The following is a 22,991-nucleotide window of genomic DNA, read 5'->3' as shown; positions in this document are numbered from 1 at the left end:
ATTGCCGTTGCACCGCGCGAGGCGGCTGGCCGAAAGCTGGGATGCGCGCTATCTCGCGGCGGATGGCGCCCAGGCGGGCTGCACGTCAGCCGGTGCTGCTTCGGCTGGCGCTTCCTCAGGCGGCGCCAGCATCGTCCCCCTGCAGTTCGGCGAGCCGCAATGGCAGGGGTACTTCGACGGCGGCGAGCCATCGTCCGCGGTGAGCGAATAGTCGATGAACAGCTCGTCGCCCGCGTCCACCGCCACCAGCGTCTGGAACTTGAGCACCAGCTCGCCGCCCTCGTCGTATTCCTCCACCGCCTCGCAGTTCGGCTCGCACGAGTGATTCAGATGGCGGGTGGCGTTGCCGCCCTTGGCGCCGTCGATGGTTTCGTGATTCGACAGCGTGAACAGGTAGGTGAGCTGGTCGTCCCAGACCTTGGTGGCGATCTCGGCCTTGGTGTAGCGGCGGCCTTCGTAGAGGCCGAGGAAGGCTTCGGGCGGCAGGTCGCGCGTGGCGAAGGCGCCGAGGCCGTGCACGCCGCTGGGGCCGACACGGACGAAGGGAGTGGACGAGGTTCGCTTGTGGTGCTTCATGGAGGGGAGGAGGGGCCGTCTGGCGCGTTGTTGTTGGCGTTGTCTTGCCGCTGGAGTGTCAACGCTGTTTCGATCCGGCGGATGACAGGCATCTGTTCAGGGCTTGGGTTCGCCAAGGGACGCCAGGCAGCCCACGATCGCATCGGCCGCCTCGTCGAGCCGTGGGCCGGGGCGCATCATCAGGTCGAAGCGCGCCGAGGCGAAGCTGCACACCCGGCCACGCTGGATGGCGGACATGGCCGACCAGCCGGGCCGCGAGGCCATGGCGGATATTTCGCCGAGGGCCGAGACCATCAGCACGTCGGGGTTGGCACGCACCACGAACTCGGGGCTCATCTTCGGGAAGGGGCCCAGCGTGCCCGGCACGGCATTGCCGAGCCCGAGGCGGGCCAGCGTCTCGCCGATGAAGGAGCTTTCGCTGGCCGCGGCCATGCCGCCATGCACTTCGAAGTACACGCGCCGACCCTGCCAGGCGGCCGGCACGCGGGCCCTGGCTGCATCCAGCCCGGCGTCGAGCTTGCGCCAGTAGGCTTCGCCTGCGCCGGGGCGGCCGGTGGCGCGGGCCACGGTCTCCATCACGCGGCGCATGTCGGCGTGGGTCTTGGCGTCGAGCGCCAGCACCTTCAGGCCCAGGCGCTCCAGCGGCTCTGCGGCGCGGCTGCGCGGACGCAGCAGCACCAGGTCGGGCTTGAGCGCGAGGATGCGTTCGACGTTCGCGTCGTCGATGCCTCCCACCTGCGGCAGCCCCTTCACCGAGGCCGGCCAGTTGGCATGGCGGTCGATGCCCACCAGCCGGTCGCAGGCGTCGAGGGCGCAGACGGTCTCGGTCAGCGAGGGCATCAGCGACACGATGCGCTTTGCCGGCGCCTGCAGCTCGACCGTGGTGCCGCGGTCGTCCTCCAGCCGGATGCCGGCGCCGTGAGATGCCGCGGCGCCGAGGCCCAGGGCCACGAAGGCGGCGGCCTTCGCGACCTGGCGGGCGGTGATGGAGGGGAAAAACGGGGGCGGCTGCAGGGTGGAGGAGTTCATCGGAACGGAACAGAACGGGCATCGTCGGCGCGCCGGCTATTGTCGTCGCGGCGTGCGCAGGCGGAAGCGCCGCGCCGCTTCTTCTTCGGCGCGCGCGTCGTACACCTCGCGCATCAGGCCGCGCATGTCCACCGGGCCGCTCGCCTGCGCGAAGCGGCCTGTCAGCTCCGTCTCGGGGCGCAACTGGCCGCGCTCGTAGAGGTGCCAGATCTCCTCGCCGTAGTTCGTCTCCAGCAGCGCGGGCGCGAAGCGGCCGAAGAAGTTGCGCAGGTTGGCCACGTCGCGCAGCAGCATGCGCTGGGCGTGGTTGTTGCCAGCCGCGTCCACCGCTTGCGGCAGGTCGATGATCACGGGCCCGTCTTCTGCCAGCAGCACGTTGAATTCCGAGAGGTCGCCGTGCACGATGCCGGCGCACAGCATCCGCACCACCTCCCTCAGCAGGCTGGCGTGGTGGCGCAGCGCGTCGCGGGGCGGGAAGGCCACGTCGCCCAGGCGCGGGGCGGCGTCACCTTGGGCGTCCGTCACCAGATCCATCAGCAGCACGCCTTCGAGGAAGTTGTGCGGCGCGGGCACGCGCACGCCGGCGGCAGCGAGGCGGTAGAGCGCATCGACCTCGGCGCTCTGCCATATGGCTTCGGTCACGCGCCGGCCGAAGCGCGTGCCCTTGGCCATGGCGCGCGTCTCGCGGCTGTTCTTCACGCGCCGGTTCTCGGTGTAGTCCACGGCCTGGCGGAAGCTGCGCTTGTCGGCCTCCTTGTAGACCTTGGCACAGCGCGTCTCCTCGCCGCAGCGCACGACGTAGACCATGGCTTCCTTGCCGCTCATGAGCTGGCGCACCACGGAGTCGATCAGGCCTTCATCGACCAGCGCCTGGAGCCGTTCGGGCACCTTCATGGGCGCACCTCCCGGCCGGAGAGATAGGTCCGCAAGGTCCCGGTGCCCAGCTGGTAGAAGCCGTCGCGCCTGTACTCCGTGTAGCCGAGCCGGTGGTTGATGGAAAGCATCGGCGCGTTGACCTCGGCGTTGTGGGTGTAGGCCATCGTCACTTCGGGGTGACGCTCTTGCACGAGCCGCAGCATCGCGGCCTTCACGCCCTTGGCGAGGCCCTTGCCGCGCCATCGTCTGTCGACGGCGGTGAGCCGCTGGTGCATGCGGTCGGGGAATTGCCAGTTCCAGGCGGCATCGCACACCGCGATCACTTCTTCGCCGTCGAGCAGCAGAACCAGGAAGTGATCGCCGCCGCGCCGGTCCATGTCGGCGTACCAGTGTGGGAAGTCTTCCAGCTCGTAGCGCAGCGGTGGGCGGTCGAGCAGCGTGGTGGGCGCATCGCTCAGCAGCGTGGAGAGCGGCGCCATCAGCGTCGCCAGGCGCTCCATCGGCACACGGCCCGCATGCACCTCAGCGCGCAGTCCGTGGGCGGGCGCGAAGCCTTCGGCCTGCCAGCGGGCGAGCTCGCGCCAGTCGAGATCCGCGAAGTACATGCGGTTCTCGATGCTGCGGTGCTTCTGCGCGGCGCCGATGGCCTGCAGGAAGGCGTGGCCCTCGGGCAGGTGGGTCTTGACGGTCGCGACGGTCTTGCCACGCGCCTCCATCAACTGCAGCAGCGCGTGAAGCAGGGCGCTCGCCACGCCCTGACGCCGGTGCGGGCGCAGCACGCCGCCCCAGGTTTCGAGGAAGGGCGCGAAGGCCTCGTGCTCGGGCGTGCCCTCGCGGCGGAAGCTCGCGCTGAGGCTGCCGATGAACTCGCCATCCGCGCCCAAGGCCAGCACACGGTGGAACTCGTACAGCGGATTGAAGCGCAGCACGTTGTGCCGGGTATCGGCATCGGGGGCGACGGGGTCGCCGGGAAAGTCTTCCTCGGCGCGCACTCGCCAGTAGCGGAGGAAGTTGGCCCAGTCGGCTTCGCTCGCGCGCTGGGGATCGAACACTGTTGTCACGGTATGCCGCGCGTTCGCGGCACGGTTTTCAAGCATGGTTGCTGCCTTGATTCGACAAATGAACGGGGCACCGCAGGCACTGGCGTGCCTGCGGCGGCGTCTTGATTGAATCGGGGCGGTTCGGGGGCGCTGCGGCCGGTGAGGGTGGCCGCCAGGGCCGACCGGCCAGGCGGTCGGCGCTTGCTGTTGAACGATCAGTTCAGATGAGGCCCGACAAACCGCACGATATGGGGGGCATGAATTACGGCGTTTTCCATCTCGTACCTCCTTTGCTGCGTGGTTGTCGAAGCGACGAATGTAGCGGGCTTGTCGCGTGCTGTGAAGTGCCGCGTGGTTCTGGCGAACGCGCCGGTCATCGCGCGATGCGGGGGCGATCGATGCGATAGACGAAATGCGCGGTGCCGTCGATCGGGTTGTCGGGCGTGAGCGGACCTTCGGCCACGCGATGGAAACCGGCGCGCTCCAGCACGCGAGAAGAGGCTGCATTGGCGGCCGACACAGGCACCACGATGCAGGGTGCAGCGGGGTAGTCGCGCCATGTGGCATCGACCAGCGTGCGGATCATCGCCGCGCCCAGGCCACGCCGCAGCGCATCGGGCTCGCCGACGAAGTAGTCGATGCTCAGCGCCGGGCCCGGCACTTCCGCGAGCGGCGAGAGCTCGTCGATGTAGCCGGGGTTGTCCTCGAAGGTGTAGCGCTGCACGAGGCCGAAGTCGCGGCCTTCGGCGGAGGCGATGTAGATCTCGGCCGGATCGGTCCCGTCCACCGACGGGCCGAAGTCGCGCTCGATGGCTTCCTGCGATGTCTCGTGGTTCCACCAGCGTGCCACGTGCGGCTCACTGAGCCAGCGCGACAGCATCGCGAAGTCGGCACGCAGGAGCCGGCGCAGCGTGATCGGTGCGTCGGCCCTGGACATGCCCTCAGTTCTTCATGCTGTGGACGAGGGAGGCCAGCGCCGACGATATGAAGATCGCCACGATGAAGCGCAGCCAGCCCGACTTGCGCTGCACGAAGTTGCCGATGGCGACGCCGCCCGTCATCAGCCAGATCAGCGGGCTGGTTCCCGAGAGGAAGACGCTGACGACGTAGAGGGCCTGCAGCATCATGCTGGCGACCCAGCCGATCTGAGAGAGGGCGCCCGGTGCCTGTTTCGCAGCCGGGGCCGCCGGCCCGGCTGCAGGCTGCGCCGCGGCGGGTGCGCGCGCCGGCGCCGGGCTGGCCGCTACCGGTTGCGGGCGTGCCGCTTCGCGCTGCGCCTTCTTTTCTTCCGCGATCTGCTCGGCGGTTTTCTCCAGCACCGGTGCGGCCGCCTCTGCCGGCTGCCACCACGCCGGCCAGGGCGCCTTGCCTGCGGCGGACTGCTTGCGGAATTCGCCCGCACCAAGTTTGCGTTGTGACGTCTGCGTCTTCGGCGCGGCGCTGCCTTCGTGCTTCGCCGCCAGCGCGCGAACACGCTGCAGATACGGCTCGCCGCGCGCCGCGTCGGTCATCGCAATGAAGTTCGCATAGCCCCGCAGCGCGCCGATCACGTCGCTGTTGCCGTTCCATTGCAGGCCCTGCGGACCGTGGCGCTCGGCCTGGTGCAGCACCGCGCGGAAGCGCCGCAGGGTGTCGCGGTCGACCGAGAGCTTGTCGTTGACGACGATGCCCGTCACATGCTGCTGGCGGTGCTTGCGCATCACCTGTTGCTTGTCGGGGTGCAGCGTGAGGCCCTCGCTGGCCACGATCTGCTTCACGCGCCACAGCAGCTTGGCGGTGTCGCGGCTGTGCTCGGGGCCGGCGGAAAAGGTCAGGTCGTCCGCGTAGCGCGTGTAGCGGAAGCCCAGCTTCGCCGCGCTCGCAGCCAGTCGTGCGTCGAGCCGGCGGCACAGCAGGTTGGTGATCATCGGGCTGGTGGGCGCGCCCTGCGGCAGCACGCGCTCACCGTGCGCGACGAAGTAGCGGCTGCCGTCGAGCTGCACCTCGTCGGTCGGCGCCTCGGTGCACACCAGCGCCAGCAGGCTCGCCACCTGCGACGAATAGCCGAGCTGGCGGAACACGCCGCGCACGCGGCGCATGCCGATGGAGGGGAAGAAGTCCTTCAGGTCGAGGTTGATGACCACGTCGCGACCCACGTGCGGCGCGGCGTTGGTGAGGATCGAGCGGCCCGGCATGAAGCCATGCGCGGCCTCGTGCACCGGCATCTTCGCGAGGATGTTGTCGAGCACCCAGTACTGCGCGCGCTTCAGCCGCGGCATGGGCGCGGAGATGTGGCGCTCGCCGCCGCTCTTCTTGGGCATGGTGAAGCGCTGGTAGTGGCTCACGCTCGACACCTCGCGGTGCCAAGCCAGAAAGCGCAGCTCGCCCAGGCCGATGCCCATGGCCTGCGCGAGATCGCCGGCGTGGTCCAGCACGGGCAGGGCATTGCGCGCCAGCGCCTGGCTGTCGCTGTGCGCCTCGTTGAGGCCGCCCGAGACGCCGTCGCCCACGTACAGCAGCTCGCGCTGGCGCCGCTCATGCCATGCCAGGGCGCGCGCATGGCGGCCCTGTGCGGCGCGCTGGCGGGTTTCCTCGCGGCGCTCGCGGGCACGGGCCATGCGCTCCTTGCGCATGGTCTTCAGGGCCCGGTCGCGGTCCTCGATGCCGCGCAGCTCATCGCCGAGCCTGGAGAGCGCCGTCTGCAGCTCGCCTTCGCGGCGGATCAGCTGTTCCTCGACCGTGGGCTGCGCCGTGTCGTGCGGCCAGAAGCCCAGGCGCTGCATTTCCTCGAGGACGACTTCCTGCTTGGAACTCTTGCGGATGCGCTCGTACAGCTCCTCGCGGGTGAGCGCCGAGTCGGGAATGGAGGATGAAGAAGAGGCGGGAGACTGCATGGTCATGGCGCTGCGCCACCGGCCGATGCACTGCTGCGGGAGAAAGATGCGAACGAAGCGGGAATCTCGTCGAAGAGCCTCGGGACTGGAGGGCTCCACTCGACGCCGGATGGCCATGGTGACGCCGATGAGCTTCGAGGAAGCCGCACTGTTGTCGCGTCACCATGGCCATCCGGCACAGTGAAGAGACGTCCAGTGACGCTTGGGAAGTGCTGTGTGCGAGGGCGGCGATACGCCGACCGGATTGCAAGAGCCTTCCCGCTCCGTTCGCAAAAAGCAGTGTATCAGCCGATGTGGGCGGTGGTCCTTTCCTGATCGGTCGATGTCGCTGCCGGGTTGGCCGACAGGCGCAGCGCGAGCATGTGCTCGCACGGCCCCTTGGTCATGCGGTGGCGAATGAAATGGCTGCACTGGCATTCGCCCGAGGCCACGCGCTGGTCTGCGTCGAGCTGCAGGCTCACGATGCATTCGCGTTGCCCGGAGGCGCCCTTGCTCTTGCCGCTGAGCGAGAGGCCGCCGTCGGAGCGCGCCTGCGTCTTCACGTTGACGATGCGGCGCGCGCGCACCAGCTCGGCCGCGGCTTCCTCCTCGGGGCTGGCGTAGCGCAGCTTGTCCATGGGCAGTGGCTCGCGGCTGAGCTCGCGCAGCCGCCACACGCCGTGCGCGATGTCGTACACCACGCGGCCCGCCTGCACGTAGCCGCCGAGCGCGGCATCGACCGTGAGCGTCGAAAGCCCGGTGGCGGCAGCCAGCTCTGCCGTGGTGGCGCGCCAGCGCTCGCCCAGCGCCGCGAACACGCGCAGCAGGCTGTCCTGGTCGACGGTGTGGCGCGGCTGCAGCAGCTCGAAGTGGCCGTTGCGCGACCAGTCGTTGGCGGTCCAGCCCGAGAGGCCGAGCGTGAATTCCATGTCGGGCATCTGCGCGACCCAGAAGCTGGGCATGCCCGTGCCCAGCAGGTGCACGGTGAAGCCCTGCGCCACCGGCACCAGCCGCTCGAGCTGCAGCAGGCGGCGCCGGCCCCACACGCGGATGTCGATGTCGGAGGTGGCGCTGTGCGTGGAGCGCGGACACACCAGCTCGTGGTCCCAGGGCTCGAACACGATGCGCACCGGCTGCCCCGGCCGCAGCACGAAGCGCAGCGAGCGCGGCCCCACGCGTTCCTTGCGCCGGCGCAGCACCAGGCAGATGTTGTGGATGTCCATCGGGTGAAGCTGCAGCCGCTGCGCGGGCAGCAGCATCGCGCTGCTCACCTGCAGGAAGCCGCGCACCCAGCTGTCGGGCACGTCGATCTTGGGCTCGTGGAAGGCCGGGTCGTTGTCGCTCTGAACCTGGAAGCCGCCGGGGTCGATGGCCAGCCGGGTCGTCTTGTAGTCGCGGATCTTCTGGAACTCGTCGTACAGCGACTCCGAATAGTCGACGTTGGTGGTGCCATAGGCGTGGTCGCTCACCCGGTCGAAGATGTCGTGGCTGCACGAGAACATGCCGTAGCTCGACTCGTCCTGGCTGAAGCACTCGAAGAACACGCGGTCGGGGTGCACCGTGATGACCGGGTCGAGCACGAACCACGCCTCGCGGTTGACCTTGTAGAGGTGGTCGAAGTAGCGCTTCTGCGCGCTCATGAAGGGCTGCAGCAGCGTCTGCTTGCGCTTGCGCAGCTCGGCCAGCTCCTTGCTGATGGGCTCCATCTGCGCCTTCAGCGCGTCGCTGCGCGCCATGAACTGCGCGAGCAGCTCACCTTCCTGCCCGGCCAGCCACTCGAGGTACGCGCTCTTGTCGCGCGGCTTGAAGCGCAGGTCGCCCACCACCACGTCGTGCAGCGCCGACATGCCTTCGCGGAACGGCAGGTGGCGGTTGATGTCGGCGACGAAGTGCACCGGCGCGCGCAGCGTATCGGGCGCGAACTGCAGCGCGGTGCTGTTGGCCGTGTGCTGTGCGCCCGAATGGCCGAAGTAGCGGTACTGGAATCTCATGCGGCGGGCCCTCCGGTCAGGGCGGAGGAAGAGGGCGGCGGCGCGCGGCGCGGCGCAACGGCACGCACCGGCGCGGTCTGCAAGGGGTTGTCCAGCCCGGGGAAGGCGGCCTGGATGCTGCGCAGCCCGGCCACGTATTGGGCGCGCTCGGTGATCGCGCCGGTGACGGCCTGCCGCGCGAATACGCGCGCGACGATGCGTGCGATGTCCTCCGAGTGCATCGCCTGCGCGGCCAGGAACTCCATGACGCGCGCCTTGGCCAGCCGGCCCCGGTTGGCCTGCGAGAGCACGCTGAGGAAATAGGGCTCCAGCCGCGCGAGCACGTCGGCGTTGCGGCTCGCGGCCGAGGCCAGCCAGTTGGTCACGAAGAGCTGCATGCCCGGCGAGGGATGCTGGCTGAGCTGCAGCATGTAGGTGGTGACGTCGGTCACGTCGAAATGCGTGGTGAGCAGTTCGCGGCCAAGGCGCTGGGCGCCCGCGTCCTTGTGGTCGCACAGGCGCACGAGCAGCGCGGGCGTCCACAGGCTGGATTCGCCCTGGGCGCCGAACCACTGGCGCGCCCAGTCGCGCGCGTCGTCCCAGCGGCTGTCGAAGATGCGCAGCGCGTCGCCGAGCTCGGCGAGCGTGCGTTCCGGCCTGGCGGCCAGTTGTTCGGTGGCCCACTGGCGCGCGGCGGCGGTGTCGACCAAGCCGAGGCTCGCGGTCTGCAGCACGCTGAAGCCGAGCGCATCCTGTTGCGGCAGCAGCCATGCGCCCAGGCGCTGCGCCCCCTTGCTGCGCGCTTCGAGCAGGCGCAGCGTCACGGCGGGCTCGCCACGGCGCGTGTGCTCGGCCAGCGGGCCGCACAGCCATTGCAGCAGCGAATCGAACACGCCCTCGGCGGCTTCGGCGCGGAACAGTTCGTCGCGCAGCAGCGGCATCAGCGCGGCGGCGAAGGCCGGGTGCGCGGGCAGCAGTTGCGCCAGGCGCGGCGCGACTGCGGCGCGCACGACCGGCATCGGGCTGCTGCAGAAGGCGGCGAAGAGTTCGGGCTGGGTGACCAGCGACTCGTCGGGCAGCGAGGTGAAGAGCCTCACGCCGGCGCCGCGCAGCCGCTCGTCGTCGGACTGCAGCAGCCGCGTGAGCACGCTCACCGGCAGGCCCTGCACCGAGGCCGGATGCAGCAGTAGCCATTCGGCGGCGGTGCGCACGACGTCGGGGCTCGCATGATCGAAAAGCGCCAGCAGCCTGTCGAGCGGCGCCTTGGCCGCAGCCGTGCGCAACAGGCCCTGCAGCGCCCACTGCAGGTTCTCGCAGATGGCGTCGAGCTGGGGCTGCGCGGCATCGCAGGCCGACAGCCACGAGAGCAGTTCCAAGGCCAGCGCATCGAGCGTCGAAGGATTCGGCGCGGCGGCCTGCAGCAGCAGGCGCGAGGCGCGGCGCACTTCGGCATGCGCCGAGGTCAGCAGCATCAGCAGCAGGTTGACCTGCTGGCTGTAGAGGCCCGGGTCCTGCCCGATGTATTCGAGCGCGAGCGTGCGCGCCTCGGCCAGCGGCGAGCCCAGCAGCGCGGGCAGCCAGGGCAGGGCGGCTTCGCCCGCGGCGATGCGCTGGCGCGCGATGCCGAGCGCGAAGCGCGCCGTGTCGTCCCAGGTGCTGGCCAGCAGGCGCCAGACCGTCGGCGCTTCGAGCGCTTCGCAGAAGGGCTTGTTGTCCTGCAGCGCGCGGGCGGCGAAGGCATGCACCGCCGCGCATCGGCCCTGCTGCATCAGCTGCAGCAGCGCCTGCGGATGGCGGTCCCAGCGCTCGGGCCAGGCTTCGGTGCGGTTCAGGCGCTGCGTGGGCAGCGGCGTGCCGCGGCGCCACTGCAGGCCGCCGCGCTGCGCTTCCCATTCGGGGTCGTGGCGGTGCAGCAGCTGCATCAGCACCAGCCAGCGGCTGTAGGGGCCGGTGTGCCAGCTGCGGGGCTCGGGCGTCCAGCGCGATTCGCGCTGCTGGCCTGCGGTGCCGGCTTCGGCGTCGTCGGCCGCGAGCAGCACGCCCATGGCGAGCCGCAGCCAGTCGGCTTCGTCGGCCGCGCCGGCCAGCGCGAGCCTGCGCAGGTTGCGCCACGTGCGCCGGCGCAGGTAGTCGCGCGTGCGCTGGCTGTAGGCGAGGCGGCTGTCGGGCCGCACGATTTCCTTCGCGATCTCGACATAGCGGCCGTTGACCTGCGCCCAGCGCCCGCCGGTGCGGAAGGCTGCGCGCTGCGTCTCCAGGCGTTGGTGCAGCACGCCGAGCAGGGCGTAGTCACCCGCGAACTCCGCGCCCTTGTACAGGCGCCGCCAAGCGCGGAAGCTGCCGGCCGCGAGCTGCAGCGTCGGCGCGATCTGGAGCAGCGCGGCATGCGCGAGCCCGTCGGCGCAGCGGCCTTCGAGCAGCGACAGGTCGAAGAGCTGCTCGACCCAGACGGCGTACTTCAATCCGTTCCATAGCGCCGGGTCGGCCAGATGCTGCTGCAGCAGCGGCATGGCCTGCGCGACGGGCACTGCGCCCATCGCGGCCCAGGCGCGCCGCAGCGGCGCGGGCCAGTCGTCGACGATGCGCGCCGCCTCGGCCGCGCGCTGCTCTTGCGGCCAGAGTGCGAGTGCGGCCCAGCGCGCGGCGCGCGTGACCACCGGCGTGCGGCCGCGCTTCGACAGCTCGCGCATCGCCTCGAAGGCACCAGCGTCGCCGCAGCGGCCGATGGCCCAGGCGATGCAGTAGTCGAGCATCGGCTCGCCGGTCTCGATGTGGTCGATGAGCTGCGGCACGGCGGCCGCGAGCCGGCGTTCGCCGATGCGCCACACCACGCGGGTGCGGCGCACCGGGGGCAGCAGGCGCCATGCGTCGGGACGGATGGCTGCCAGCAGCACGGCGTCTCCGGGGTGCGCGATGGCGGCGGTGGGTTGAGTTGCCGCCGGAGCCGGTACGGCGGAGCCTTCGAGCACATAGCCCTGGGCGATCTGCGCGGCAACGGCATGCTCGAAGGCGGTGCTGGCGGCCTCGAAGGGCAGCGGCGACGGGGTGTAGACCGTTTCCTTCCACTGCAGCCCGTCGCGGCTGGTGCTCACGTGCACCACATGGCCGGGGGCTTCCGGCAGGGCGAACAGTTCCACGGTGCTGAAGCCGGCGGCGCCTGCCACGCCGGGCTTCGTGCGGATCAATTTTTCTGAGCGAATGCGCTTCACGCGGAGGCCTCCCCTGCCTTCGGTTGGTGCTTGTGCTGCTTTCTTGTGTCGCCGCGCATCTTAGCGGGCGTTTGCTGCGCTCACGGCGATCATGGCGATCACGGCGGTCGTGCCTGTGTAGCATGCGCGCTCCGGCAACCACGCAGCGATTTTCCAGATGTCGAACACCGCGCAGACTCCGCAGTCGAGCTTCCTCTACTTCACGGGCGCAGGCTCGGACAAGGTCTACCAGGTGCACCTGCGTCCCAAGGACGACGGCTGGGTGGTCGACTACGGCAACGGCCGGCGCGGCGGCACGCTTTCCACCGGCACCAAGACCAGCAGCCCGGTCGCCTACGAGGCCGCGCTGAAGATCTACGACAAGGTCGTCAAGGAAAAGACCTCCAAGGGCTACACGACCGACCAGTCCGGCGCGCTCTACACCTCCACCGATCTCGCCGGCCGAGTCAGCGGGGAGCTGCCGCAACTGCCCACGCTGATCCTCGAGGAGCAGGCCGCGCGCTACTTCGATGACCCGGGCTGGGGCCTGCAGGAAAAGGCCGATGGAGAAAACCGCATCCTGCTGATCGAGGGCGAGACGGTGCGCGGCACCAACCGGCGCGGGCTGTTCGTCGATATTCCGCAGGCCTGGGTCGGAGCGACTGCCGCAAAGCCGGGGCGCACCGTGATCGCCGGCGAGCACGTGGGTGATGCCTTCATGGCCTTCGACCTGCTGGAGCTCCACGGCGAGGACCTGCGCGGCGCGCCTTTCATCGAGCGCTTCGGCCATCTGCGCACCGTGGCGCTGTCCATTTCGTGGATCAGCCTGCTCGAACTCGAGCTCACCGCCGAGGGCAAGCGCCGCCGCGCAGCCGAACTGCTGGCCGCGCACGGCGAAGGCTATGTGCTCAAGGCGCTCGACGCGCCCTTCGCCGCGGGCCGCAGCGCGAGCAGCCTGAAGTTCAAGTTCAACCAGAGCGCGACCTGCGAAGTGATCCGCGTGAATGCCCAGCGTTCGGTGGCCGTGGGGCTGCGCGACGAGGCAGGCGCGATGGTCGACCTGGGCAACGTGACGGTGCCGCCCAACGAGGCGCTGCCGGCCGTGGGCACGCTGGTGGAGGTGCGCTATCTCTATCGCTATGCCGGCGGCAAGTTCGAGCAGCCGGTCTACAAGGGGCAGCGGCCGGACATGACCGCGGAAGACGCGGTGCTGTCGCAGGTCACGCGCATCAAGGACCGAAGCGCGGTCGGCGACGACGAAGTCGCCTGAGGCGGACTGTTCAACCCAGCGCCGTGCGCAACCTTGCCGCGAGCCGGTTGGCCTCGGCGGCGGTCGCGATGTTGGTGAAGCCCATCAGCAGGCCCTGCGCGCCGGGCCCGGAGACGCCGCGTGCCGACAGCGGCTGGCAATTGAGCCCGGCCTGCTGCGCGCGACGGGCCAGCGTCACGTCGTCTTCCTTGCGCCCGTCGAAGCGCGCGATGAGGTGCATGCCGCCGCTGCGCAGGTCGACGTGCATCGAATCGCCGAAAGCCTTCTGCAGTCCGGCCACCAGCATCGCGCGGCGGCGCGCGTAGAGCAAGCGCATCTTCTTCAGGTGACGCGGGAAGTGCCCCTCGCGCATGAAGTCGGCCACCACAGCCTGCGTGCTCTGCGGGCTGCCGTTCGACCAGATGCGTGCCGCTTCCTCGAAGCGCGAGCACAGCGATTCGGGAACGACCAGGTAACCGAGCGCCAGCCCCGGAAAGAGCACCTTCGAGAAGCTGCCGGCGTACAGCACGCGGTCATGGCCGTCCAGGCTCTTGAGCGCGGGCAGCGGCGCGCCGGCGTAGCGGTATTCGCCGTCGTAGTCGTCCTCGACGATCCAGGCGCCGGCCTTCGATGCCCAGTCGAGCAGTTGGAGGCGGCGCGGGAGCGTCATCGACACACCCAGCGGCGCCTGGTGCGACGGCGTGACCACGGCCATGCGCGCCTGAGGCGCCTTGCGCAGCCCACGCGCGACGACGAGGCCGTCTTCGTCCACGGGCACCGGCACCGCGCGATGGCCGGCGGCGCGCAGCACCTCCTGCGTAGGAGGAAAGCCGGGATCCTCGATCCACACGCGCTCGTCCTTCTTCAGCAGCGTGCGCGCGACAAGCGCGAGAGAGGCGCGGTAGCCGCCCGTCACCAGCACCTGCGAGGCATGACACGAGACGCCGCGCGACACCAGCAGGTAGGCCGCGATGGCTTCGCGCAGCGGCGAGTAGCCGCAGGGGTCGCCGTAGAACATGTCGGCCGCGCTCATGGCCCGCGCGCGGCGAGCGGCGAGGCGTGACCACAGCTTGCGCGGAAATGCGTCGAGTGCCGGAATGCCCAACTGCATGAGCGGCGGCTCGCCCGGCTGCTTGAGCGCGTCGGGCGCTGGCTTGTCCGTGCGGCGAGGCTGTTCGCGCTTTGCCGGCCGATGCGGCGGCAGCGATGGCGACACCACCGTGCCAGCTTGTCCGCGAGAGGAGAAATAGCCTTCTCCGGTCAGCTGGTTGTAGGCGGCCTCGATGGTGCCGCGGGCCACGCCGAGCTCGGCCGCGAGGCTGCGCGCCGAGGCGACGCGGTCGCCGGGGCGCAGCGTGCCTTGCTCGATGGCGCTGCGGTAGCGCTCGTAGATCTGGCGAAACAGCGGCGTCTTCTTCGCCCGGTCGAGCTCGGGGACGTCCTTCGGTGTTTGGGGCTGCGGCATCATGGCCTGGTCATTTTGATGATTCTTGGCTCTTTTGAATGGGGCATCGTAGACCTAAGCTGGCCCCCATGAACAGCCTGGAAGGAAGAATGCAATGAGCGAGAAGGTATTTCTGGCGGGGGCCACCGGCGCGGTGGGCGTCGCGCTGATCCCGATGCTGATCGAGGCGGGCTACACCGTGCACGGCAGCACCCGGCGCGCAGACCGAGCGGGCGCGCTGGAGGCGATGGGCGTGCACCCGGTCGTCGTCGACGTGTTCGATGCGGCGGCCCTGCGCGAGGCGCTGGTGCGTATCGCGCCATGGGGCGTGATCCACCAGCTCACCGACCTGCCCAAGGACCTGGACCCGGCCCGCATGGCCGAGGCCGCGGTGCTCAATGCGCGGGTGCGCACCGAGGGCACGCGCAACCTCGTGGCCGCGGCGCAGGCTGCGGGCGCGAAGCGGCTGGTGGCGCAGAGCATCGCCTGGGCCTATGCGCCGGGGCCGAAGCCCTTCACCGAAACGCGGCCGCTGGACATCAAGGCCGAAGGCGCGCGCCGCATCAGCGTGGGTGGCGTGGCCGCGCTGGAGCAGAGCGTGATGGGCGCGCAGGGCATGACCGCCACGGTGCTGCGCTACGGCCAGCTCTACGGGCCGAACACTTCGACCGAGACACCCAAGGGCCCGAGCCCGCTGCACGTGGAGGCCGCCGCGCGGGCTGCCTTGCTGGCGTTGCAGCGTTCCACGGGCGGCATCTTCAACATCGCGGAAGACGGCAACGAAGTCAGCAGCGAGAAGGCGAAGCAGGCGCTGGGCTGGCGCGCCGATGCGCGGCTGGGAGCCACGCTGTGAACGCGCTGCCGCTTTTCGTGCAGCGCCGCGCGGGCATCGGCTTTGCCGCGCTGGCGTTCGCGGCGGCGGGCTGGGCCTTGCTGCCGCATGCGAGCAAACAGTCGACGGTGCGGCTCATCGACGACATCTGCAGCACCGTGAGCCGCCCGATGTTCTCGTCGGCGCCCGCGCCCGAAGGTTCCACCGCTGCCGCGCGGCCCCGCACCTCGGTGAAAGTGATTTCCTGCGAGGCACTGCCCCATGTGCCCGGCAAATCGGTGACCACCGCCATCGTCGACTTTCCGCCGATGGCTTACTCGCCCGCGCATCGGCACCCGGGCTCGGTGACGGCCATCATTCTCGAGGGCACGGTACGCTCGCAACTGGCCGGCGGCCCGGTGGGCGACTACAAGGCCGGCGAGACTTTCTTCGAGCCGCCAGGCACGCTGCATCTGTTCGCGGAGAACCCCGATCCGGTAAAGCCCGCGAAGCTGGTGTCGATGTTCGTGACCGAGGAGAACTGCGGCCCGCTGGTGCTGCCGCCCTGATCAGGCGGTCGCTTCGAAGGCCGCGTGATACGAGACGGTGCCCGATGGCATCGCGCCGCCCAGGAGCAGGGCCTGGAAATACTGCGGCGGTACGCCGGGGTAGGCCAGCGCAGGCGTGGCCGCGAAGCCGAAGCGGCCGTAGTAAGCAGGGTCGCCCAGCACCACGCAGCCGGCCGCGCCCAGCTCACGCAATGCGGCCATCGCCTTGTTCACGAGCTGCGTGCCGATGCTTCGCCCATGGTGCTCGGGCGCGACCGAAACCGGACCGAGCCCGTACCAGCCGGCCGAGCCGTCCGAGATGCGTACCGGCGAGACGGCGACGTGGCCGACGATTTGCCCGCCATCGTCCTCGGCGACCAGCGAGACCGAAAGCTCGCCGGCACGCCGCAACGCATTGACGATGAACTGCTCCGTGTGGCTCGAATGCTCGGCTTCGAGAAAGGCCGCGGCCGTCACGGCCTCGACGGCCGGCGCGTCGGAGACGGCTTCGTTTCTGATCGTGATGTTCATCGTGATGGTGTGGCTGCCGGCTAGCGCATCTTCTCGCCATCGCGCACCGATTCGACAGCGCCGTTGTAGAACCGGACGATGCCGAGGAAGTTGCCCTGGCCGCGGTGATACACCCAGTCTTCCATCGGCACGCACTGCTGCGTCACCACCTGCTGCGCTGGACCGCCCGGGTACGGCGAGAGCACCCAGGCCACCTGCGGGCGGGGCACGCAGACGAATTCCTTCGACATCGGCTCGCCGCATTTCTGCACCACCGAGAACTTGGAGTCGCCCACTCCGGAAAGCGTGCCGCCGCAGCTCAGCGACTGGGCCGATGCGCCGTTGGCGTGCATGAGGGCGACAAGACAGAAGAGAGCGCTTGCGGCGAATGTGCGCATGGTGTGGATGGGCTCCTTGTGCAGGCTGGGACCGTGGTCGGCCCCGATAGTTTCACTTGCCTTCATCAGGACCTCGGGCCGCGCAATCTGGCGACGCCGAAGCCCATTGCGATGGCTGCGCAAAGAAAAGCGAGCAGGGTCAGCCAGATCGAGCGGGTGAACGCATAGGTGCCCAGCGCCGCGCCTGCAGACAGCGCGACGGCCAGCCATTCGAGCACTGGGTCGATCCAGCTCTTGGGCTTGCTCTTGCGCCCCCCGGCCTGTCCGGCGCTTCCTTGCTTGCGCGGCGCTCGCTGCCTCGGGTCGGGAAAGACCGCTCTCACCGCCGGCGTGGGCCAGGGGTTGTCCGGCGAGGCGCCGACGCCCGTCAGCTGCCAGACCGGATCGGTGTCATGGCGCAAGAGGTCAGAGATGAGGCTGGCGAGCGCGCCGGTGTCGTCCAGGTTGTCGACGAGGGCCAGTTCGGCGCGCAGCCATGGCTCGGCATCGGCGGCATCTGGCAGGCCTTCGGTGCGCAGCAGGATGTGATCCGAGAAGCCTTGCGCGGTCCAGGCTTCGAAGCCTTCGTAGAGGGGCCGGTAGCGCTCGCCGATGGCCGCGACGATGGCTTCGCGCCGCGCGACGAGCCGTGAAAGTGCCGTGGCCTTGTCGGTGACGAGGTAGGGGTATGCGGCTTCGGGGCCGTAGTCCTCGAGGCACTCCTCGCGCTCGATGGCGCCGTCTTCGTCATCGACGTCGTAGGCCTCGACGAAGCGTGCGTGGCGGATGTCGCCTTCGCTGAAGAGCGCCCGCCAGAACAGCGGGAAGAAGGCGTTGGCCTCGAGCTCCCCTCCATGGCCGAAGAAGCCGCGCCACTCGTTGCGGCTGCCTTCGGGCATGCGCGGCAGCTTCGAGCTGGAAAGGTAGACGGGGTGGGACATCTTTTTCTTCTTCGCTCCAGGATGGCCCCGGGAGGGGGCGGGCGCCATCTTACGGGCGGGTGTGCGAATTACGCCCTTGTAATCCGCGCGAAAGGCGGTGGCCGGATGGGCTTTCCAGAATCCGATGCGTCGGTCTGACTTCTTTCTTATTCATCGCCATTTCGCCCATCGCCACCTCAAGGAGCATCGAATCATGAAACACGCATTCCTCGGCACTTCGGCTCTCGCAACGCTGCTGGCCGTGTCGGCCACCGGCGCGTCGGCCTCGGGCTCGCACAGCGACGCCATCGGCAAGCCCGGCGTGGCCGCCAAGGCGACCCGCACGGTCGAGGTCGACATGACGGACGGCATGCGCTTCACGCCCGCCGACATCAGTGTGAAGAAGGGCGAGACCGTGCGCTTCGTCGTCAGGAACTCGGGCAAGCTGAAGCACGAGCTGGTGCTGGGCACCCAGCAGGAACTGAAGTCGCACTACGCCGCGATGATGAAGAACCCGGAAATGGAGCATGCCGAGCCGAACATGGTGACGCTGGCGCCGGGCAAGACGGGTGAAGTCGTCTGGCAGTTCACGAAAGCAGGGAAAGTCGATTTCGGCTGCCTGCAGCCAGGGCACTACGACGCCGGCATGAAGGGCGTGGTGAACGTGGCGCAGGCCGGCCAGTAAGTTGGTGGCATAGGGGAATTGGGCGTCTGGTCGGCGGAACTGGATAGGCTCCTCCGCATGAGTCTGTCCACATCGGCCCTTCCGGATCCCCGCCGCTTTCTTCCCCCATTGCCGGCCGGCATGGAATGGCTCCCCGTGAATCACGGAGAGTCGGGCGACAGCGTCTATCGCCGCAGCGATGGCACGGTGTTCGCCAAGGTCTCCGTCGGTGACATGGAATCGCTGACCGGCGAGCGGCTTCGCACCGAGTGGCTCGCGCCTTTCGACCTCGGGTCTGCGAAGGTGCTCGACTGGCATGCGTCGCAGGAGGGCGCGTGCCTCGTTCTAAGCGCCGTGCCGGGCGTGCCCGCCAGCGAGCTTCCGGCCGAAAAGCTGCTGCAGGCGTGGCCTTCCATGGCGCGGCGGCTCAGGCTGCTGCACGAGGTTCCCGTAGCGGATTGCCCCTTCGCGCGCCCCTCTCGGCGATGTTCGATCGCGCCGTCGATGTGGTCGCCCGCAACGCGGTCAACAAGGAGTTCCTGGACCCCGGACCAGCAGGACATTCCGCCGTCGCAGCTCCTGGAGGCCGTGCGCTTGCAGATGTCGCAGCGCCTCGCGCAGGAGGCGCTCGGCCGCGTCGTATGCCACGGCGATGCATGCATGCCGAACTTCATGGTCGACCCGCAGACGCTGCGCTGCACGGGGCTCATCGACCTCGGCCGGCTCGGCACCGCCGACCGGTATGTGGATCTGTCGCTCTTTCTTGCGAACGCCCGCGACAGCTGGCGCGGACCCGACGACGAGCTTGCCGCGCGCAGGAGCCTGTTCGACACCCTGGAAATCGGCGAGCCCGACGACGCGCGCCTCGACTTCTATCTGCGCCTGGACCCGTTGACCTGGGGTTGATGAAGGCGCCTTCTGGCGAGGCAATTGTTTCCACCGCATGAACACCGCGGTTCTTTTTGCCTCGGGTTTTTACCTATCCGCAGGCTCACAATTCATCTCACAGACCAGCCCAAAACAAACAAGCAAGCCAGTCTGGATGAACAGGCCCCGAGCGAGGTGGCTGCCCCCGAAAGGGACGGCGCCCCACCCAAGACCGGTTCGAAACCATCCCGTATGCAAAGAACTGAACTGAAGGAAATCCAAATGACCGCCTCGAAGCTCCTCTCCGCCATCTCCATCGCCCTGCTGGCCGCCGCCGGTGCCGCCCATGCCGAAAGCTATGACGGCGTGCATCAGCTGACCTCGGCCGCAAGCCGCGCCGACGTTGCCAGCCAGGCCGTGGTCGCCGCGCGCAGCGGCAATCCGTATGCAGACGGTGCCAACCAGGGCCCCGTGCAGCTGATCGCCTCGACCACCAGCCGCGCCGCCGTTCGCGCTGAAGCAGTGGCTGCAGCCCACAGCGAGAACCCGTATGCAGAAGGCGTGACCTCGCGTGTCGCGCCGGTCCTGGCCAGCGGCCTCGATCGCTCCACCGTACGTGCGGCTGCCCGTGCCGCCGCACGTGGCGACGCACTGCCGCTGTGATCGTCTAGTCGGTAACAGCGCCAGCGCCCAATGAAAAAGCCGGGCCCGCGTGAGCGGGGCCCGGCTTTTTGTTTGCCTGCGCGGTCAGTAGACGCGCTCTTCGATCGGGCCCACGCGATCGGGATAGAAGGCCACGTAGTCCTTGATCTGCGAGACCGGTTCGTACGGCGACTCGTAGGTCCACACCGCATTCACCGAGCGTTCGCCGCCGGCCGGGATGCTGTAGTAGTTGCACTCGCCCTTGTACGGACAGTAGGTTGCGTGCGACGTGCGCTCCAGCAGCGACATCTTCACGTCCTTGCGGGGGATGTAATGCACGGTTCCGAAATGCGCTTCGCGCAGCGTCAGCGCTTCGCGCGTATCGGCAATGACGCGGCCGTCGACCGACACCACAACGCGAAGCGGGTTGGGTGCGATGGTGATCGGGTGGTCGGGGCCAGGGGTCTTGATGGTGCGCTCTGCGGTGGCGAACATGAACAAGCTCCTTCGATCAATCTGGGTTGACGCAAGAATCGGCGGATGCGCATCTTGCCGCGTCGCGATGGCGATTTGAAGTCGCCCGGGAATCAGCCCGCTCGCGACATGGTTAAAGGCCGGGAACCGAAAAGAATGGCTCTGGAAGCCATTCGGACGACGATTTGGCCCGAAGGGAATACCGAAGTTCCATATCTTCGATGCGCCAGATGCGTGTCGTCACGTTTGTGTGTTCTTTGCGCATCAACCTTCGACGAACCGAAGACCCACGGTGCCGCCGATCACCATCGCAATGCACGCCAGCCGCGCCGCCGAGAGCGCCTCGCCGAAGAAGAGCACGCCCATCAGCACCACGCCCACCGAGCCGATGCCGGTCCAGATCGCGTAGGCCGGTCCCAACGGCAGATAGCGCAGCGCCCGCGCCAGAAGGTAGATGCTGAGCAGCGCGGTCAGCACGCCGACCACCGACGGCATGAGCCGCGACCAGTCTTCCGATTGCTTGAGCGCGGCTGCCATCGCGATCTCGACCAGCCCGGCCGCCAGCAGAAATATCCAGCCCATGAAAAACTCCTTCGTTGTCGTTCGTTACGGAAAAGAGGAATCGGATAATTCCGGCCCGGGCACCGATCAACAAGTACGCACCTTCTGGTAACCATGGGAAATTCAACGATGCCGTCGAGGAAGACCGAGGATGTGACAGAGGCCGAAGCAGCTCCCGCCGACGTGTGGAGCGCAGATTGCCCCTCGCGCCGCGTGTTGGAACTCATCGCCAACAAATGGGCGCTGCTGCTCATTCCGCTGCTGCGCGGCAAGCCGCAGCGCAACAACGAGCTGCTGCGCAAGGTGGGCGGCATCTCGCAGAAGATGCTCACGCAGACGCTGCGCGACCTGGAGCTCAACGGACTGGTGCTGCGCGAAGACCACCAGACGGTGCCGCCGCATGTCGAGTACAGGCTGAGCCCGCTGGGCCTCTCATTGAGCAGGACGCTGATCGCGGTCGACCGCTGGGCCGAGGCCCATCATGCGCAGATCGATGCCGCGCGAGAGGAGGCGAGAAAGTGAAGATGAAGAACCCGCTCGCGACCCTTGCCGTCTGCGTTGCCGCCTGCCTGTTTTCCGCAGGCGCATGGGCGCAGCAGCAAGCATGGCCTTCGAAACCGGTGCGCGTGATCGTGCCGGCGCCGGCCGGCAGTTCGCTCGACCTGATCGTCCGCACGCTCGCCGACCGCCTGCGCGTGATGTGGAAGCAGCCCGTGGTGATCGAGACCAAGGCCGGTGCCGGCGGCCTGATCGGCATGGAGGCCGTCGCCAAGGCGCCGCATGATGGCTACACCCTGGGCATCGGCTTCAACGGCCCGATCGCCTTCGGCCCCTACATGTACGCCCGTATGCCCTATGCGCCTGCGCGCGACCTCATGCCGATCGTGCTCACCACCTCGCAGCCCAACGTGCTCGCGGTGCAGGCCGACAACCCCGCGAACACGTTCGTTGCCCGAGTTCGTCGAATGGGCGAAGAAGCGCGGCAACGGGTTCAGCTATGCGTCGGTGGGCGCGGGCAGTTCGTCGCATCTCACGATGGAACTCTTTCGCAGCGTGACGCACATCGAGGCGGTGCACGTGCCGTACTCGGGCTCGCCGCCCGCGGGGCTTTCGCTGGCGGCCGGCGATACGCAGGCGCTGTTCACGGTGGCGCCCGCGCTGCTGCCGCTGATCCAGGGGCAGCGGGTGAAGCTCATCGCCATCACCAGCGCGAAGCGCTCCGAGCTCATGAAGGACCTGCCGACCGTGGCCGAGTCTGGCTACCCCGGCTTCGAAGCGCTGGCCTGGAACGGTCTTTTCACCGCCGCCGGTACGCCGCCCGAAGTGGTGCATCGCATCAACGCCGACGTCAATGCCGTGCTGCAGGAGCCGGCGGTGCGCGAGCTGCTGGCCAACCAGGGGCTGGTGGCGGGCGGCGGCTCGCCCGAGGAATTCAAGACCTTCATCGATGCCGAAGGCCGCAAGTGGGGCGCGATCATCGCCAAGGTCGGCATCCGGCTCGACCAGTGAGGCGGCGAGTCAGGGAAGTGGAAGGCCGATGAGCGAAGCTCCGGCCCCCACACCGGAAGATCCATCGAGGAAGGAAGAGAAGAACATGGAACAGCAGCCCACGACGCAATTCCCCAGCGACATCTACACCGAGCCGGAGCCCGATCCGCACACGCTCGCCAACCTGGGCCCGCTCGCCGCGCTGGCCGGCATCTGGACTGGCACTGCCGGCCACGACGTGAGCCCGAAGGAAGACGGCCCCGAAGCCGAGGCCTACATCGAGCATGCCGAATTCCAGCCCATCGACGCGCAGACCAACGGCCCGCAGATCTTCTACGGCCTGCGCTACCACCTGCGCATCGTCAAGCCCGATGACGTGGAAACCTTCCACGACCAGGTCGGCTACTGGCTCTGGGAGCCCGCCACCGGCGCGCTGATCCAGACACTGACCATCCCGCGCGGCCTCACCGCCATGGCCACCGGCCGCGCCGCGGCCGGCGACCGCAGCTTCAGGCTCGAGGCCGTGCGCGGCGGCGAGACCAACGGCATCGTCGCCAACCCGTTCCTCGAGCATGCGTTCAAGACGCTGCGCTACAGCATCGACGTGACGGTGCACGACGACGGCAGCTGGTCCTACGAGCTCGAGACGGTGCTCGAGGTGCTCGGCAAGCCGGAGCCCTTCAGCCACACCGACCGCAACACCATGCGCAAGATCGGCGAGCCCACGCCGAACCCGACCGCGCTCGCCGCGATGAAGGCTCAGGCGGAGGCTGCGGTGGAATCGGTGGTGGAAGCCGCAGTGGAGGCGGTGGCGGCGACCGAAAAGGCAACGGGCAAGGCGGCAGGCACCGGGACTGAAGCGGGCGCAGAACCTGCCTGAACCGTCGCCCGAGCAGTCCTGAGGC

The 22,991-nt window shown here is 68.7% G+C and carries 23 protein-coding genes and 1 pseudogene; 10 read left to right on the top strand and 14 right to left on the bottom strand.

The genetic code is table 11. The features are described 5' to 3' along the window. Positions 1 to 48: 48 nt before the first annotated feature. From AC1VNX_RS20665 to AC1VNX_RS20630, 8 genes are all read right to left on the bottom strand, one after another. A complete protein-coding gene (locus tag AC1VNX_RS20665; RefSeq protein ID WP_483158933.1) occupies positions 49 to 576 on the bottom strand; it encodes an SET domain-containing protein in 528 nt (175 codons plus the stop codon). A gap of 96 nt (positions 577 to 672) precedes the next feature. Next, complete coding sequence (locus tag AC1VNX_RS20660; RefSeq protein ID WP_483158931.1) at positions 673 to 1,605, bottom strand: ABC transporter substrate-binding protein; 933 nt, start codon at positions 1,603 to 1,605, stop codon at positions 673 to 675. Positions 1,606 to 1,641: 36 nt separating this feature from the next. Then, positions 1,642 to 2,499 (bottom strand): PA4780 family RIO1-like protein kinase, encoded by an 858-nt coding sequence (locus AC1VNX_RS20655; protein WP_483158929.1) that lies wholly within the window; start codon positions 2,497 to 2,499, stop codon positions 1,642 to 1,644. Continuing rightward, a complete protein-coding gene (locus tag AC1VNX_RS20650; RefSeq protein ID WP_483158927.1) occupies positions 2,496 to 3,578 on the bottom strand; it encodes a GNAT family N-acetyltransferase in 1,083 nt (360 codons plus the stop codon). Before AC1VNX_RS20650 ends, AC1VNX_RS20655 begins: the two co-directional genes overlap by 4 nt. A gap of 316 nt (positions 3,579 to 3,894) precedes the next feature. Continuing rightward, on the bottom strand, positions 3,895 to 4,458 hold the full coding sequence (locus tag AC1VNX_RS20645) for a GNAT family N-acetyltransferase (RefSeq protein WP_483158925.1): 564 nt from the start codon (positions 4,456 to 4,458) through the stop codon (positions 3,895 to 3,897). Between the two features lie 4 nt (positions 4,459 to 4,462). Continuing rightward, on the bottom strand, positions 4,463 to 6,400 hold the full coding sequence (locus AC1VNX_RS20640) for a reverse transcriptase family protein (RefSeq protein WP_483158923.1): 1,938 nt from the start codon (positions 6,398 to 6,400) through the stop codon (positions 4,463 to 4,465). Positions 6,401 to 6,678: 278 nt separating this feature from the next. Beyond that, entirely contained in the window at positions 6,679 to 8,364 is a 1,686-nt protein-coding gene (locus AC1VNX_RS20635; protein ID WP_483158921.1) for an SWIM zinc finger family protein, read from the bottom strand. After that, entirely contained in the window at positions 8,361 to 11,552 is a 3,192-nt protein-coding gene (locus AC1VNX_RS20630) for a hypothetical protein (RefSeq protein WP_483158919.1), read from the bottom strand. Before AC1VNX_RS20630 ends, AC1VNX_RS20635 begins: the two co-directional genes overlap by 4 nt. A 157-nt stretch (positions 11,553 to 11,709) precedes the next feature. Here AC1VNX_RS20630 and AC1VNX_RS20625 point away from each other — a divergent pair, with 157 nt between their 5' ends. After that, the gene (locus AC1VNX_RS20625; protein ID WP_483158918.1) at positions 11,710 to 12,801 is read left to right on the top strand and encodes an ATP-dependent DNA ligase; all 1,092 of its coding nucleotides are present in this window, start codon (positions 11,710 to 11,712) and stop codon (positions 12,799 to 12,801) included. A gap of 10 nt (positions 12,802 to 12,811) precedes the next feature. Here the strand turns inward: AC1VNX_RS20625 and pdxR are convergent, their stop codons facing one another. Continuing rightward, positions 12,812 to 14,248, bottom strand: coding sequence for a MocR-like pyridoxine biosynthesis transcription factor PdxR (pdxR, locus tag AC1VNX_RS20620; protein ID WP_483158916.1), 1,437 nt, complete (start codon positions 14,246 to 14,248; stop codon positions 12,812 to 12,814). Positions 14,249 to 14,339: 91 nt separating this feature from the next. Here pdxR and AC1VNX_RS20615 point away from each other — a divergent pair, with 91 nt between their 5' ends. Next, positions 14,340 to 15,077: an NAD-dependent epimerase/dehydratase family protein gene (locus AC1VNX_RS20615; protein ID WP_483158914.1), complete on the top strand. Its 738-nt coding sequence runs from the start codon at positions 14,340 to 14,342 to the stop codon at positions 15,075 to 15,077. Further along, the gene (locus AC1VNX_RS20610; RefSeq protein WP_483158912.1) at positions 15,074 to 15,604 is read left to right on the top strand and encodes a cupin domain-containing protein; all 531 of its coding nucleotides are present in this window, start codon (positions 15,074 to 15,076) and stop codon (positions 15,602 to 15,604) included. The genes AC1VNX_RS20615 and AC1VNX_RS20610 overlap by 4 nt, the downstream gene beginning before the upstream one ends. Here AC1VNX_RS20610 and AC1VNX_RS20605 read toward each other — a convergent pair whose 3' ends face one another. The 3 genes from AC1VNX_RS20605 to AC1VNX_RS20595 all read right to left on the bottom strand — a co-directional run bounded on the left by AC1VNX_RS20605 (position 15,605) and on the right by AC1VNX_RS20595 (position 17,411). Then, positions 15,605 to 16,114, bottom strand: coding sequence for a GNAT family N-acetyltransferase (locus tag AC1VNX_RS20605; RefSeq protein ID WP_483158910.1), 510 nt, complete (start codon positions 16,112 to 16,114; stop codon positions 15,605 to 15,607). Between the two features lie 20 nt (positions 16,115 to 16,134). Beyond that, a complete protein-coding gene (locus AC1VNX_RS20600) occupies positions 16,135 to 16,491 on the bottom strand; it encodes a DUF2845 domain-containing protein (RefSeq protein WP_483158908.1) in 357 nt (118 codons plus the stop codon). Between the two features lie 65 nt (positions 16,492 to 16,556). Beyond that, positions 16,557 to 17,411 (bottom strand): hypothetical protein, encoded by an 855-nt coding sequence (locus AC1VNX_RS20595; RefSeq protein ID WP_483158906.1) that lies wholly within the window; start codon positions 17,409 to 17,411, stop codon positions 16,557 to 16,559. A gap of 193 nt (positions 17,412 to 17,604) precedes the next feature. Here AC1VNX_RS20595 and AC1VNX_RS20590 point away from each other — a divergent pair, with 193 nt between their 5' ends. The 3 genes from AC1VNX_RS20590 to AC1VNX_RS20580 all read left to right on the top strand — a co-directional run bounded on the left by AC1VNX_RS20590 (position 17,605) and on the right by AC1VNX_RS20580 (position 19,584). Continuing rightward, on the top strand, positions 17,605 to 18,075 hold the full coding sequence (locus AC1VNX_RS20590) for a cupredoxin domain-containing protein (RefSeq protein WP_483158904.1): 471 nt from the start codon (positions 17,605 to 17,607) through the stop codon (positions 18,073 to 18,075). A 57-nt stretch (positions 18,076 to 18,132) separates the two neighbouring features. After that, entirely contained in the window at positions 18,133 to 18,960 is an 828-nt protein-coding gene (locus AC1VNX_RS20585) for a phosphotransferase (RefSeq protein WP_483158902.1), read from the top strand. Between the two features lie 243 nt (positions 18,961 to 19,203). Continuing rightward, positions 19,204 to 19,584: a helicase SNF2 gene (locus AC1VNX_RS20580; RefSeq protein WP_483158900.1), complete on the top strand. Its 381-nt coding sequence runs from the start codon at positions 19,204 to 19,206 to the stop codon at positions 19,582 to 19,584. An 84-nt stretch (positions 19,585 to 19,668) separates the two neighbouring features. On the opposite strand, the gene AC1VNX_RS20575 is transcribed toward AC1VNX_RS20580, so the two are convergent. Continuing rightward, on the bottom strand, positions 19,669 to 20,058 hold the full coding sequence (locus tag AC1VNX_RS20575; protein WP_301511937.1) for a DUF427 domain-containing protein: 390 nt from the start codon (positions 20,056 to 20,058) through the stop codon (positions 19,669 to 19,671). Positions 20,059 to 20,301: 243 nt separating this feature from the next. Further along, positions 20,302 to 20,619, bottom strand: coding sequence for a DMT family transporter (locus AC1VNX_RS20570; RefSeq protein ID WP_483158898.1), 318 nt, complete (start codon positions 20,617 to 20,619; stop codon positions 20,302 to 20,304). A 108-nt stretch (positions 20,620 to 20,727) separates the two neighbouring features. On the opposite strand from AC1VNX_RS20570, the gene AC1VNX_RS20565 reads away from it, so the two are divergent. The 4 genes and pseudogenes from AC1VNX_RS20565 (at position 20,728) to AC1VNX_RS20550 (ending at position 22,966) form a co-directional block, all read left to right on the top strand. Further along, complete coding sequence (locus tag AC1VNX_RS20565; protein ID WP_483161993.1) at positions 20,728 to 21,120, top strand: winged helix-turn-helix transcriptional regulator; 393 nt, start codon at positions 20,728 to 20,730, stop codon at positions 21,118 to 21,120. Between the two features lie 2 nt (positions 21,121 to 21,122). Beyond that, positions 21,123 to 21,491 (top strand): annotated as a pseudogene (locus AC1VNX_RS20560) (Bug family tripartite tricarboxylate transporter substrate binding protein); the annotation flags it as partial. A gap of 55 nt (positions 21,492 to 21,546) precedes the next feature. Then, positions 21,547 to 22,107: a tripartite tricarboxylate transporter substrate-binding protein gene (locus AC1VNX_RS20555; RefSeq protein ID WP_483158896.1), complete on the top strand. Its 561-nt coding sequence runs from the start codon at positions 21,547 to 21,549 to the stop codon at positions 22,105 to 22,107. A gap of 85 nt (positions 22,108 to 22,192) precedes the next feature. Further along, positions 22,193 to 22,966, top strand: coding sequence for an FABP family protein (locus AC1VNX_RS20550; RefSeq protein ID WP_483158894.1), 774 nt, complete (start codon positions 22,193 to 22,195; stop codon positions 22,964 to 22,966). Positions 22,967 to 22,991: the final 25 nt, after the last annotated feature.

The organism is Variovorax sp. TLI9-5A, assembly GCF_056867935.1.
Note: the sequence above shows the minus strand (reverse complement) of the source record. Positions and strands in the feature narration are given on the sequence as shown.

Bases quoted from the DNA above. Each gene is read 5' to 3' on its own strand.
- AC1VNX_RS20625 (WP_483158918.1), top strand. From the start codon at position 11,710: ATGTCGAACACCGCGCAGACTCCGCAGTCGAGCTTCCTCTACTTCACG.
- AC1VNX_RS20570 (WP_483158898.1), bottom strand. From the start codon at position 20,619: ATGGGCTGGATATTTCTGCTGGCGGCCGGGCTGGTCGAGATCGCGATG.
- AC1VNX_RS20635 (WP_483158921.1), bottom strand. From the start codon at position 8,364: ATGAGATTCCAGTACCGCTACTTCGGCCATTCGGGCGCACAGCACACG.
- AC1VNX_RS20590 (WP_483158904.1), top strand. From the start codon at position 17,605: ATGAAACACGCATTCCTCGGCACTTCGGCTCTCGCAACGCTGCTGGCC.
- AC1VNX_RS20655 (WP_483158929.1), bottom strand. From the start codon at position 2,499: ATGAAGGTGCCCGAACGGCTCCAGGCGCTGGTCGATGAAGGCCTGATC.
- pdxR (WP_483158916.1), bottom strand. From the start codon at position 14,248: ATGATGCCGCAGCCCCAAACACCGAAGGACGTCCCCGAGCTCGACCGG.
- AC1VNX_RS20580 (WP_483158900.1), top strand. From the start codon at position 19,204: ATGACCGCCTCGAAGCTCCTCTCCGCCATCTCCATCGCCCTGCTGGCC.
- AC1VNX_RS20595 (WP_483158906.1), bottom strand. From the start codon at position 17,411: ATGTCCCACCCCGTCTACCTTTCCAGCTCGAAGCTGCCGCGCATGCCC.
- AC1VNX_RS20600 (WP_483158908.1), bottom strand. From the start codon at position 16,491: ATGCGCACATTCGCCGCAAGCGCTCTCTTCTGTCTTGTCGCCCTCATG.
- AC1VNX_RS20565 (WP_483161993.1), top strand. From the start codon at position 20,728: ATGCCGTCGAGGAAGACCGAGGATGTGACAGAGGCCGAAGCAGCTCCC.
- AC1VNX_RS20605 (WP_483158910.1), bottom strand. From the start codon at position 16,114: ATGAACATCACGATCAGAAACGAAGCCGTCTCCGACGCGCCGGCCGTC.
- AC1VNX_RS20660 (WP_483158931.1), bottom strand. From the start codon at position 1,605: ATGAACTCCTCCACCCTGCAGCCGCCCCCGTTTTTCCCCTCCATCACC.
- AC1VNX_RS20615 (WP_483158914.1), top strand. From the start codon at position 14,340: ATGAGCGAGAAGGTATTTCTGGCGGGGGCCACCGGCGCGGTGGGCGTC.
- AC1VNX_RS20650 (WP_483158927.1), bottom strand. From the start codon at position 3,578: ATGCTTGAAAACCGTGCCGCGAACGCGCGGCATACCGTGACAACAGTG.
- AC1VNX_RS20665 (WP_483158933.1), bottom strand. From the start codon at position 576: ATGAAGCACCACAAGCGAACCTCGTCCACTCCCTTCGTCCGTGTCGGC.
- AC1VNX_RS20640 (WP_483158923.1), bottom strand. From the start codon at position 6,400: ATGACCATGCAGTCTCCCGCCTCTTCTTCATCCTCCATTCCCGACTCG.
- AC1VNX_RS20575 (WP_301511937.1), bottom strand. From the start codon at position 20,058: ATGTTCGCCACCGCAGAGCGCACCATCAAGACCCCTGGCCCCGACCAC.
- AC1VNX_RS20645 (WP_483158925.1), bottom strand. From the start codon at position 4,458: ATGTCCAGGGCCGACGCACCGATCACGCTGCGCCGGCTCCTGCGTGCC.
- AC1VNX_RS20585 (WP_483158902.1), top strand. From the start codon at position 18,133: ATGAGTCTGTCCACATCGGCCCTTCCGGATCCCCGCCGCTTTCTTCCC.
- AC1VNX_RS20550 (WP_483158894.1), top strand. From the start codon at position 22,193: ATGGAACAGCAGCCCACGACGCAATTCCCCAGCGACATCTACACCGAG.